Genomic DNA, 11,562 nt, shown 5'->3' with positions numbered 1-11,562 from the left:
TTAAAAATCAGTTTATACCCCTATTCATTTGGGGCCATTTTGCAAGTTTGCTGCAAGAATTGCAACAATTTGCCCAGCAAGCCTTGTTTTATGGCTGAAAGGCAACTCACACTGGCCGTCTTTTGTAATGATCGTTACTTGATTATAGTCCTTATCAAAAGCAAGCCCATTGCCAACCTGATTTGCTATCACCATATCCAGTTTTTTGGCTTGCAGTTTTTCTTTAGCATGCTGGACGACATCCGTGGTTTCTGCAGCAAACCCAACCACATAAGAAGCTTGGCCACTAGCAACTACCGTTGCAAGAATATCCGGGTTAGGTATTAAATTAAGCGCTAATCCGTTCTGTTTACTTTTTTAATTTTTTCAGGTTCAGGTGCTTGAAGTCGATAATCCGCTACTGCGGCCGTACCAATAAAAATCATGTCGGATTTTAAATGATGCATGACTTTATCCAACATCTCTTCGGCAGAGTGTACGCTATGAAAATCAACTTTCGCAGGTGGAGGTAATGCCGAAGGACCACTTACCAGAGTCACTTCTGCGCCAGCCATCAAAGCAGCCTGTGCTAATGCATAACCCATTTTTCCTGAACTGCGATTACTGATGTAACGTACGGGATCAATTGCTTCTTGTGTAGGGCCAGCAGTAATCATTACTTGTTTTCCCCGCAATAATTGATGGACTTCATATAAGCGCAGCGCATCAATAATATTATCCACTTCGCTCATGCGGCCAAAACCATGTTCCCCACAAGCTTGTGAGCCTTCCTCTGGTCCCACTATAACCACACCACGGCGTTCGAGTAAAACGCGATTGGCCTGAGTTGCCTCATGGGTCCACATACTACGGTTCATGGCAGGACAAACAATAACAGGGACTTCGGCTACCAAATACAACGTGGAAAGCAAATCATCCGCCAGTCCATGCGCCAGTTTAGCCAGACAATTTGCTGAAGCTGGTGCAATCAATAAATAATCCGCCCAACGCGCAAGCTCAATATGTCCCATTGCTTTTTCTGCCTGCGCATCGAACAATTGACAACGCACCTCATGACCACTTAATGCCTGCAACGTCATGGGAGTGATGAATTGTTGTGCTGAGGCTGTCATAACCACACGAACCGAGGCACCTAAACGAGTCAACTCTCGAATGAGATAAGCAGATTTATAAGCAGCTATGCCGCCACAAACTCCCAAGACTATCTTTTTATTGGCAAAATCTTGCATATTGATTGAATTTTATTAAAAATAATTTCAAACATCGCTTAAATGATGTTGATCCAAGCAAGTATACATCAAAATATAAACCTCGCTATAAAGGAATAATCATGACATGCCAGGACTTAAGACGACATTTGCGTCTACGCGAAAAACTATTAATCAGTGGGGCTGAAGCTCTTTCTGACGTAGAATTACTCGCCGCTTTTATAAGCTCAGGCCATGGCAAAAAATCCTGTGTGCATTTAGCTTATGATTTATTAAATCATCTTGGTGATGTAAGAACCGTACTCAATGCGGATTTATCCGATTTTCAACAAATTAGTGGCTTAGGTACCGTCCGTTATGTGCAATTACAAGCCGTACGTGAACTATGCCGTCGTAGTGATTTAATTCGATTGCAAAAAGATGGACAGTTGACTGATTCTTATCAAACGTACGCTTTTCTAAAACGCTGCTTAAGAGACAAGAAAAATGAAACATTTTCTGCTATTTTCCTTGACAGTCAACATCACGTACTCGCCTATGAAGAACTATTCACTGGCACCATTGATGCCGCCACTGTACATCCCCGACCCATCATTGAACGTGTATTAAAATTCAATGCTGCCGCATTAATTCTTGCTCATAACCATCCTTCGGGACACGCAGATGCAAGTCCACATGATCGCGCCGTCACCAAGCGATTACAACAAGCTCTGGCCTTAGTTGATGTGAGATTATTGGATCATCTGGTCATTGGCGATAATGAAATTTATTCCATTATGAGTGCCATGAAATGGGCCTGCTAACATGCAAAAATATTCTCCGTAGAATGCCTTTCCGCCTGCAAAGCATCATTGACGGTATAACGGCTATTAGAATAAAATTGTTCTAATTTTATTCAAAACCAGTGGAAATTATGCCTCTCCCAAGAATCACCGGCTTATTAAATAATTGTGCTTTATACAGCGCATTACCAGAATTATTGCGCGGGATTCATCAATTGGCCGAGCGGGAAACTCAAGGAACCCTGGCAGAATTAAGCGAAAACCCCGTTTACTTATCTTATCAAAAGCTCAAAGAAACCTTTGGCCGATATTATGGGGTCGATGCTCATGAAGCCTTTAATTGGCAAACCCTAGATTCCTATTTAAATTCACACTCATTTTATGCAAACGAAATCATTTTTTCTCCCGTTTTAAGGCATTGTATTGCGAATGTTGGTTTATCGGATGGCTACGATGCAGCAAGCATTGGGTTGTTAAGAGATGTACAAGCCGATGGCGCCTACAATCATCTTCATTATCTGGAAGCAGCTAATTTATTGCACGACCAATTCGGTATTTCAGTACAAACTTATGAATACATTACCAACCGCCATACTGACAATCCTAAGGATAACTATAATTTGGTTGGTTCAAGAGCAACGACCCGGCATCCCTATCCATTTGGCGAAACCCCCACCATTGAGTTTTATTATCGGGGGGCTCACTTTGAAATTCAGCCGCATGAAAACCTTGCTGAAGCAAATGCGGCATACGTTCGTGAAATTAGTCTCTTGCCGGAAGAACTTAAACGCGTTCATGATAACATCAACTTTTCTCAGAATGCCTACAAATCCAATCAAGCTCTTGGCCAATTATTTGTGTATGTGAATCGTACGTTGACCGAAGCATTAAACACGGCGCGAGTTGCAGAAAAGTCCTCAATGGCTGACTTATATCTTGCCAATCTCGAAGAGTATGCAGCAAAAGGCCAAGCATTTCATCATGATACCTACGATGGCCGCCAAACTTTTGCCATTATCCTTCTTCATATTGCGGCAAACCATTGCAATGAGTATGCAGAGACTTTATTGCTTCATATGGATAAGCTTACTCATCTAGCACACGACGATGAACCTATGGCCACTTATTTTTTAGACAAGCTGTCTACAGCCATTATTCATTCTCCAACGCAATTGCATGATCAAGCACTCACCTCTATTATCACTGAAATTCAAGGCTATCATGAACAACAGAATGCCTTACAAGCAATGCTGCAAAGTGGGCTTCATGAACATCAACAACGGCTTATAAAAGCCGCTCAAAAAACAATGAAAGAAGCATGGCAGTTTTATAAAGAAACAAAGGAGGAACGATTCCTCGCAGTCATCAAGCAAACACAAGCACTTGCATTAGAACCAACGCCTGAGCGCATACAAAATTACGCGCATTTAAAAGAACAGGTTGAGGGAAAAGGCAGTATGGGTAAATTCATTGCCAGCTTAATGTTTATAGTATTAGGCTGTGCATTGCTTGTGATTTCTGCCTTGTCCTTTACTGGCAGCATTGGACTTGCCACCCCCGCAGCCATTGCCACAACCGCTTCTGGTGCCGCATTATTAAGTGCTGGTGTTGCTTTTTTTAATGCTGGTCGCGATAAAGGTTTGTATAAGGCCATGAAGCAAACCAATCAAGAAGCTGAAATCTATCTGCAAAACAGAAACACTCCAGCCCTTTCATAAAAAGCATATTAATGCTGACATCGACCTTGGACTTTTCTCAAGACTCAACCATAATAAATGTTTCATACCAAATTCACTGACAACAAACACAAAATAGGAGACTTTATGAAACGTTCGGCTACTGCGGTATGGACAGGAGGTTTGAAAGATGGCAAAGGAAATCTAACCACAGACAGTGGCATTCTCTCGGATACCCAATATTCCTTTAAAGATCGTTTTGAAGAAGGAAAAGGAACCAACCCTGAAGAATTGATTGCAGCCGCCCATGCCGGTTGTTTTTCGATGGCACTTTCCGGACAACTGGCAAAAGAAGGATTAACTGCTGACCATATAAAAACAACAGCGACCGTCACCCTGGAAAAATTCGACGATGGGTTTGCAATCCCAGTCATTCATTTAAAAGTTGCTGCACGAATTCCAAATGCTTCACAAGCCACCTTCGATAAGGCAGCACAGCAAGCCAAGGAAAATTGCCCTGTCTCAAAATTAATGCGGGCAAAAATAACCATGGAAGCTACCTTGGAAAACTAGACGTTACACTGCAGACAGGCACTTATACAAAGCTTCACGGAAACTCAATGCCATTGAGAAATTCCGTGAGTTTTGTTTATCTTTCTTTCACATAAACACCAGGTGCCTCTTCGAGAATGTTATATCCTCTTTCTGGAGCACCCATCGACGGAGGAGCACTTTTAGAACCCGATTGCTCTGCCAGCCAGCGATGCCAAGCCGCCCACCATGAGCCAGGCCGGCTTTTATGATGCTGATACCAATCATCGGGTGTCTTATAAGGTGAATCAGGTGGAGTTTTTCCCATACGATAACTCCGCCCCTTGTGGCCAGGTTCAGAAACAATCCCGCCATTATGACCTCTATTGGCCAAAACAAAAGTGACTTCTGCACGCTCTGGATAGAGATGGATTTTATAAACGGATTTCCAAGGGGCAATATGATCTTTTTCGGTAGCTACGACAAACAATGGGGTTTGAATGTCTTCCAAAGTGACTGGCTCGCCATCAATGCGATAGTCTCCTTCTGCCAAATCATTATTCAAATGCAAATGGCGTAAATATTCTGCATGCATTTTATAAGGCAGGCGGGTAACGTCTTCGTTCCATGCCATCAAATCATTCATAGACTGCCGCTCACCAAGCAAGTATTGCTGAACAGCTTTTGACCAAATCAATTGTCGAGGCCTTAGCATATCAAACGTAGAAGACATTTGGTCACCTCGCAAATAACCTTGTGAAAACATGATGTCTTCCAAATAGCAAAGCTGATTTTCATCAATAAATGTCATCAACTCCCCCGCCTCTTCAAAATCAGTCTGGGCTGCGAATAAAGTAATCGTTTTTAAACGATGATCATGATGCCTGACAAGATAAGAAGCCGCCATGGTCAGGATCGTGCCACCAATGCAATACCCCGTGGCATGGATCTTCTTTTGTTGTGTTATTGCTGTTACTGCATCCAGCGCTTCAATCACGCCCTTTTTTAAATAATCCTGCATGCCATAATCGCGATATCGCTCATCTGGATTTTTCCATGACATCATGAATACCGTGTGACCTTTTTTAACCAGATAATTCACCATGGAATTATGAGGAGATAAATCAAGAATGTAATATTTCATGATCCAGGCCGGTATAATCAACACGGGTTCCGAATAAACCTGTTTCGTTTGTGGAGCATATTGGATCAACTCAAAAAGCTCATTCCGATAAACTATCTTTCCCTTGGTAACAGCAACATCTTTGCCAACAACATAATGTTCTGTTCCTATTGCCCGTTCTCCTTTTAAATATCGCCAAACATCATTCTGGAAATTTCGCCATCCATCCACCAAATTTTGCCCTTTGGTTTCGATTGTTTTTTCCAATACTTGAGGATTTAAAAAAGGACTGTTTTCTGGGGAGAGCGCATTAATCCATTGATACCGTACAAAAGACACCAAATCTTTATGATTTTTTTCTAGTCCACGAATATCCGTTGCTTCCTGCCACCAATCTTCCATTTGTAAAAAACTTTGTGCTATCGCGCAATACGGCCATGCTTTCCAGGAATCGTCTTTGAAACGCTGATTAAAGCGTTTATCTTTTGTCTCAAAGCATTGAAGCTCTTTTTTATAGACATAATCCGTAATGTTTTTCCAAAAATCAGTTATTTTTTTGCCAGCACTCTCTAATAATTGCAGCCGTTTATTGGGGGATATGGCTATATGAGCACACCAGTCTGTGTAAGCAATAACAAGCGCGGCTGGCGATAAGCCGGTCGTCATCCGACCCAAATTGGCATGAAAGATACGGTCCAAAAATTCGGCGCGTTTAATGGCATTGGTATTGTTTTTCAGCACGGATTGTTCGAATGAGAGCAGATTGTCAGCGAGTTCTTCCATGGCAGAATTCAGGTTTTTCTGAGTGGTAATGACTTCACTCGTCAATAATTCACTGGTTTTCTTTTGACTTCCCTGCCCCATAATTTTGCCTTCCTCTATTGCAGTGCACAATAAAAGCATAGTCAAAAAAATGAATTTTGCCATATTTATTTAAGCTAATTACATCACCGAATGATTAATTTGTAAAAACAAAATCTTATTGTAAGATAATATTACAATAAAAATGAAGACAAGGATGCTGGTATGAAAAAACTAATCCTCTCAGCTTTTCTTTTAATTTCAATCAGTTCATTAGCTGCATGCGGATTTACTGGCAGTTGCGATTTGTGTGGCGGCAGCAATTTATTATCCTTCAATTATCCAACAACCACCTGCTGCAGTACTACTCCCTGGTAAGACAAATGCTGGCAAGAAAAGAATGTGCCGTTAAAACGGCACATGTTGAGTTGAAAATATTTATAATTTAAGTGATTGACTTATCAATTGATTGTATTCCTCTTCTTGGGCTTCGGTGCCTTGATAAAAATTATTAATCACGCGCCGAATTTTTCCATCTTTTGTTTCGATAATTCCTGTTGCTTTAAGGCCATGGAAATCCGATGCCGTAGTACAGAAAAAGCCAAATTTTGATTTGCCATGTTGCCAGGCGCTCTCAATATCAAGTAACCGTTGTAAACTCAACAGACGGCTAGTTCCGACGTAACTACCTCCAGCCATAATAGCCGACTTATCCTTCGATTGTTCATATGCTTTTTGATGAGCCACTCTGACCAACACGCGCAAATTGGTCGCATGGGTTATATTTTCCCTTGCCTCGCTTAACTCCCGCAGCAAATCATCACAATATTTGATTTTTGCTTCTTTTCTTGACCAATGAAATACATTGAAAAAATAGCTCCAGCTTTTTTTCTCTTCTTTTAATTCAGCCGCATAATCGCCAACCAGTTTAATGATTCTATCTAATTTATGTTTAAGTGCTTTTTTTGCACTTGAACGTTCTCTGGCTGCCGCTGCTTGTTCTTCCGCTGTAACGCCCTGCATGGTTTGCCACAACTTCAAGGCATGGCGTTGTATAGCCTCCACGGAGTCATTAAACGTCGCTAATTCACCAGGAACACTCTGTGCTGTAGCTGAACCAGGATAAGTATCACGATTATGACCAGCTTGCATAACCAAGGTTTGGATTCGCTTTTGTTGCTTTTCTATCTTGAGCAGATGATCCAATATCGATTGCGGATCATAAGAAGCGTCTTCCGCAGATGAGCGTTCTTGCCATGCTTCAAAACGTTCTTTAATAAAAGCTAACGCCTGGGTAGCTGCAACATGTGCTTCATGTGCCTGCTGCACTTGAATGATTCTTAACGCCTGTAATTGTTTTTCCAGTAATCCTTCTACACGCTTCTGAAACTCTGAAATCCTTTGTGAAATATTTCGAGTCAAATTCTGAGTGACAGCTGCTATCCCTTGGGCCACCTGTTTTTTAGTGGCTTCCTTAATAGCCGGTAAATCATATTGTGCTGAAGTCTCTCGTCCATCCCTATCCACAATAAAATCAACGACAACTTCAGTACGCAAGTGCCTTAAATAATGAACAAATTCTGCATGTGCATGGCGCGCCGCATCTGTATTGAACACCGGTTTTGCAGAAAACTTCTGCAGCCCTTCCGTGAGTTGTTGTAATAAATTTAAAAAATCAGCGCCTTGAAACTGACGTTCATCGGCTTGTTTATAACGTTCTATTGCAGCCGCACACTTGCGTGATAATTTCGCAAATTCCGCGTCCAAATCAAGGCTTGCAAACTCTTTTAACTGTTTAAGCAACGGTTCTTTGGTAAAATAATCGGGATGGTTATATAGCAAGAAAATTTGAAGATTTTGCATAATGAATTAAATCCTGTCAGTACTTGGTTGAATTTTATAGTTTTCCATAGTTTTTATAACGACATCCCAGCCATTAGATCTCTTGCATAACCTGCCTCTTTCGTTTTATTGCTGCGTTGCAAACAGTTCTGCGGTGCTCATTTACTCCATAGAAACTCCGCCCCTCAAAATCGTTTGCGTCTTGCCCTAAAATAGAATAATCAGGTTATGCAAGAGGTCTGTTTTTTCCTTTTAAATAAGCCTGATAACTTTCCTCCAAGGCTGCTTTCAAACCAGGAGTATGAAACCCATGGCGAGAAACAAGCTTAAGTGTTTTTTTCATCTCATGTATCTTTGCCTTAGAGGCAGAAAGCGTTAATATTTGCCCCTCCGCCATCGCATCAACCTCTTCTCTTAAGAGTTCATGCTTAGATTTTGCCACCCCTCTGGAAGAAAAAAACATGAGCTTCCCTGGTGTATCAGGAAGAAAAGGCTTACCTTTCAACACACATCGTTTGGCACGATAATAAGCATGAATTTCCTTATAAGTGAACTCAGCCTTAACGGTATTTGCATATATATCCAGCTCAGGGTGACGTTCAAGTTCAGCGCGATGACAAACCAGCTCATTTCTCACCTCTCGTCCTGAAAATAGGTGCAACATCCTATTCAATTGAATGCAAAGACGTGCTGCCAACGGAGCAACAGTAACAGTTGTTGAAAAAGATGGCAATGCGGTTTGCAAAAAACCAGGAACAAAAACACCCAATGCAGGCATTATAGCGAGCGGAAAACACAAAAACAATGCATGTTGTACAAACTTAGGATTATCTCCCAAGTATGCAAGAAATTGTGATAAATCCGAGTTATTGCGCCCTGTCACTTGATCGCCTACGTACGAAAGAAGAAGCGTCAATAAATAACCGACACTTATAATCGACAACAGGGCATAGGGCAGTGCAGACAAGCTAAGGGTTGGTGTACATAATAAAAATAACATCAACAACAATAAAATAATCCCGGTTTGTAATTTATGGCTGGCTGCAAATCGGGCAGCAGGTAGAATACCGTAACGAACCGGAACCAATGTTGTATAATAAACTGCACTGCGCAATAACCCATACAACCAAATATTCCGTTGCTGATTTTTTTTATTATCCGCTTCTGTGTCTATCCCTAAAAATTGGGTATTAGCATACCCTGCATAATTTAATGCATGATCCGTAAACCGATTTAAGCCTTTGCGGTCTGGGGGCGGAATCACATGCAGCAGATGCCAGTCGGTTTTCCAAACCCCAAAACGAGAAATTGGATCATTCCCTTGCCTTTGAATGTAAACTTCCGGTTTTTCTGCCAATTCATCCCAATGATCAAAACGGCTCTTTCTTAGCCATGGATCATGCAAACCCGGCGGATTTAAGGCATCTACTCTTGATAATCTGTCACCTTGATCAATTGCCAATAATAAAGAAAGTGCTCCGCCTAAGCTGGTTCCACAGACATGCACCTTTTGTGTTTGGCTTTCTAACCAGTGACGAATATTATTCCGTCCGCTGCGATACAGTTTTTTTCCTGCCGTTTCAAACGCTTCCAAATCCGTATTGACCGTTGTATAAAATCCTTGCCCTGCGGGATACGTGGTGCCCATAAAAAGCAAATGAGGCTCAGCCTGTGGATGATGTATGGGCTCTAATCCATAAGCAAATACACGGTCGTATTCTGACAGTACCAATGTTTCAAAACCAACCGTCGGTGTTAATTCAATTGGCACAACTTTATAATCAACTAATTGCCAACGACCTCCCAGCCACTGCGGGATAGCAAATGATTCATAAGGATTGATATCGGCATAAGGCAAATACATCAGACAATTATTGATAAATAACTCTGCCTGATTGCGTTGCAGTGCAGTATGAGACGCATCCTGCAATTGGGAAAAAACATGCTTGAATCCTTCCTGAAACGCAAACCGCAATCCTCGCGTGATATGCGGGTCACGCGCAACCAGTACGGCATTAAGCGTCTGCCAGGAAATAAGATCCGTCCAATTATCCCGCCACCCCATCATGATAAGACGCAAGACATTCCTTGCTAAAATAGCCGCTCTATCCTTAGCAGAGGCTGAGTGTCCCGTTTCAAACTCCGAAGATTCAAAAAAATGTATGGCAAGCCCACCGGCATAGTGTTCTCCTGTACGCATCTTTCGTCCATAAAAATCAGCGTATAATCACTATAAATCAGTTATGCTTAACTCTTCAATGAAGATTATCAACGAGGAATTTGATGCCAATGACTACCCTATTCCACTTAGCCTTTCCGGTGCATGATTTTGAAGCGGCTAAAGCGTTTTATCATCAACAATTAGGTTTTAATATAGGAAGAGAATCAGAACATGCATTAATTCTTGAATTTGGCGGCCATCAAATTGTTGCTCATAAAATTGATACCCCACTGCCATTACAAACAAGCATTTACCCCCGTCATTTCGGTTTGATCTTTCTTGAAAAAGAAGCATTTGATGCATTTATTCAACGTATTGAAGCGCAAAATATCCCCTTCGAAATACCGCTTAAAGTCCGCTTTGCGCAATCAACCATAGAACATCAATCTTTTTTCCTGAAAGATCCAAGCAATAATTTGCTTGAATTTAAATATTACACCCATCCATCAGCGATATTTGGTGAACGAGATTTTAAAGAAGTTGGCGAGCGATAATCAGTATTTAAATGGATATATTATCTTTTTTTGTAACTCCCCACGTCATCCCGAGTGCAGCGAGGGATCTCCAGCAACTGGCAGGTATTAAATTAATGTAAAAAACACTTGAAAAATTATGCGGTTATGATCAAATAGCTGCACGAATAGCAGAGCTGGAAAAACGACTGAACAAGAATAGCAGCAACAGCTCAAAGCCCCCCCTCAAGTGACGGGTTAGGCAAACTACGCCGTACGACATCACTACGTGAAAATGGGAAACGTAACAGTGGTGGCCCAAAAGGCCACAAGGGCGAAACGTTAAAACAGATTAAATCACCAGATGTTGTCAAAAACCATGTATTGCTAACATGCCCGGATTGTTATGGTTCATTAGTTTCAACGCCGGTGATTGGAATTGTGAAGCGCCAGGTTTTTGATATTCCACTACCCAAAATTGAAGTCACGGAACATCAGGCTGAAGTAAAATATTGCGAGTGCTGTAATAAAACGATAACAGCAGCATTTCCTGCAGGTGTTCTTGCCCCTGTCCAATACGGTGAAGTTATTCGTAGTTGGAGCGTGTATTATCAATATCAGCATTTTATTCCAGAAGACAGGCTGCAACAGTTGTTTTATGACCTGTACGGAATTCAACTGGCTACTGCAACACGGACTGGATATAACCGGATTGCCTTTGATACATTGGCATCATTTGAAGAATCGGTATTGTCTGCAGTCAAAACTGCTGCCGTAAAAAACCTGGATGAAACAGGGTTTCGTGTGGCCGGAAAAACACAATGGTTGCATGTGGCATCGACTAAAACGGCAACTTATTATCACATATCTCCAAAATGAAAATCATTACTGGATGGCCTTTCAGGTACCGTCATTCATGATCACTG

10 protein-coding genes and 1 pseudogene are annotated in these 11,562 nt (G+C 41.5%); 7 read left to right on the top strand and 4 right to left on the bottom strand.

Annotated features, from left to right (window positions below; all coding sequences use genetic code 11):
- Positions 1-24: 24 nt before the first annotated feature.
- Positions 25-1,229, bottom strand: a pseudogene (gene coaBC, locus LOA_RS03120) (bifunctional phosphopantothenoylcysteine decarboxylase/phosphopantothenate--cysteine ligase CoaBC).
- Between the two features lie 101 nt (positions 1,230-1,330).
- Between coaBC and radC the strand changes: the two are divergent.
- The 3 genes from radC (at position 1,331) to LOA_RS03105 (ending at position 4,239) form a co-directional block, all read left to right on the top strand.
- Entirely contained in the window at positions 1,331-2,011 is a 681-nt protein-coding gene (gene radC, locus LOA_RS03115; RefSeq protein ID WP_025385103.1) for a RadC family protein, read from the top strand.
- A 110-nt stretch (positions 2,012-2,121) separates the two neighbouring features.
- Positions 2,122-3,708: a hypothetical protein gene (locus LOA_RS03110; RefSeq protein ID WP_025385102.1), complete on the top strand. Its 1,587-nt coding sequence runs from the start codon at positions 2,122-2,124 to the stop codon at positions 3,706-3,708.
- Between the two features lie 105 nt (positions 3,709-3,813).
- Positions 3,814-4,239, top strand: a complete 426-nt coding sequence (locus LOA_RS03105; protein WP_025385101.1) for an OsmC family protein — start codon at positions 3,814-3,816, stop codon at positions 4,237-4,239.
- Between the two features lie 76 nt (positions 4,240-4,315).
- On the opposite strand, the gene LOA_RS03100 is transcribed toward LOA_RS03105, so the two are convergent.
- Complete coding sequence (locus LOA_RS03100) at positions 4,316-6,184, bottom strand: PHA/PHB synthase family protein (protein WP_202961894.1); 1,869 nt, start codon at positions 6,182-6,184, stop codon at positions 4,316-4,318.
- 162 nt (positions 6,185-6,346) lie between these two features.
- Here LOA_RS03100 and LOA_RS14635 point away from each other — a divergent pair, with 162 nt between their 5' ends.
- The gene (locus LOA_RS14635) at positions 6,347-6,499 is read left to right on the top strand and encodes a hypothetical protein (protein ID WP_155831612.1); all 153 of its coding nucleotides are present in this window, start codon (positions 6,347-6,349) and stop codon (positions 6,497-6,499) included.
- 60 nt (positions 6,500-6,559) lie between these two features.
- On the opposite strand, the gene LOA_RS03095 is transcribed toward LOA_RS14635, so the two are convergent.
- Positions 6,560-7,984, bottom strand: coding sequence for a hypothetical protein (locus LOA_RS03095; protein ID WP_025385099.1), 1,425 nt, complete (start codon positions 7,982-7,984; stop codon positions 6,560-6,562).
- A gap of 205 nt (positions 7,985-8,189) precedes the next feature.
- Complete coding sequence (locus LOA_RS13620) at positions 8,190-10,163, bottom strand: hypothetical protein (protein WP_025385098.1); 1,974 nt, start codon at positions 10,161-10,163, stop codon at positions 8,190-8,192.
- A gap of 89 nt (positions 10,164-10,252) precedes the next feature.
- Here LOA_RS13620 and LOA_RS03085 point away from each other — a divergent pair, with 89 nt between their 5' ends.
- From LOA_RS03085 to LOA_RS15715, 3 genes are all read left to right on the top strand, one after another.
- Positions 10,253-10,678 (top strand): VOC family protein, encoded by a 426-nt coding sequence (locus LOA_RS03085; RefSeq protein WP_025385097.1) that lies wholly within the window; start codon positions 10,253-10,255, stop codon positions 10,676-10,678.
- 134 nt (positions 10,679-10,812) lie between these two features.
- Positions 10,813-10,890 (top strand): DUF6444 domain-containing protein, encoded by a 78-nt coding sequence (locus LOA_RS16150; protein ID WP_420795672.1) that lies wholly within the window; start codon positions 10,813-10,815, stop codon positions 10,888-10,890.
- 130 nt (positions 10,891-11,020) lie between these two features.
- A complete protein-coding gene (locus LOA_RS15715; RefSeq protein ID WP_274544619.1) occupies positions 11,021-11,515 on the top strand; it encodes an IS66 family transposase in 495 nt (164 codons plus the stop codon).
- Positions 11,516-11,562: the final 47 nt, after the last annotated feature.

The organism is Legionella oakridgensis ATCC 33761 = DSM 21215 (assembly GCF_000512355.1).
In the GTDB taxonomy this organism is placed as follows: Bacteria; Pseudomonadota; Gammaproteobacteria; order Legionellales; family Legionellaceae; genus Legionella_A; species Legionella_A oakridgensis.
The sequence above is the reverse complement of the archived record's forward strand: the minus strand, read 5'-3'. Positions and strand labels throughout refer to the sequence as shown.

Excerpts from the sequence above, each read along its gene's own strand:
- LOA_RS13620 (WP_025385098.1), bottom strand. The coding sequence starts at position 10,163 with ATGCGTACAGGAGAACACTATGCCGGTGGGCTTGCCATACATTTTTTT.
- LOA_RS14635 (WP_155831612.1), top strand. The coding sequence starts at position 6,347 with ATGAAAAAACTAATCCTCTCAGCTTTTCTTTTAATTTCAATCAGTTCA.
- LOA_RS03100 (WP_202961894.1), bottom strand. The coding sequence starts at position 6,184 with ATGGGGCAGGGAAGTCAAAAGAAAACCAGTGAATTATTGACGAGTGAA.
- LOA_RS03110 (WP_025385102.1), top strand. The coding sequence starts at position 2,122 with ATGCCTCTCCCAAGAATCACCGGCTTATTAAATAATTGTGCTTTATAC.
- LOA_RS03105 (WP_025385101.1), top strand. The coding sequence starts at position 3,814 with ATGAAACGTTCGGCTACTGCGGTATGGACAGGAGGTTTGAAAGATGGC.
- LOA_RS03095 (WP_025385099.1), bottom strand. The coding sequence starts at position 7,984 with ATGCAAAATCTTCAAATTTTCTTGCTATATAACCATCCCGATTATTTT.
- radC (WP_025385103.1), top strand. The coding sequence starts at position 1,331 with ATGACATGCCAGGACTTAAGACGACATTTGCGTCTACGCGAAAAACTA.
- LOA_RS03085 (WP_025385097.1), top strand. The coding sequence starts at position 10,253 with ATGACTACCCTATTCCACTTAGCCTTTCCGGTGCATGATTTTGAAGCG.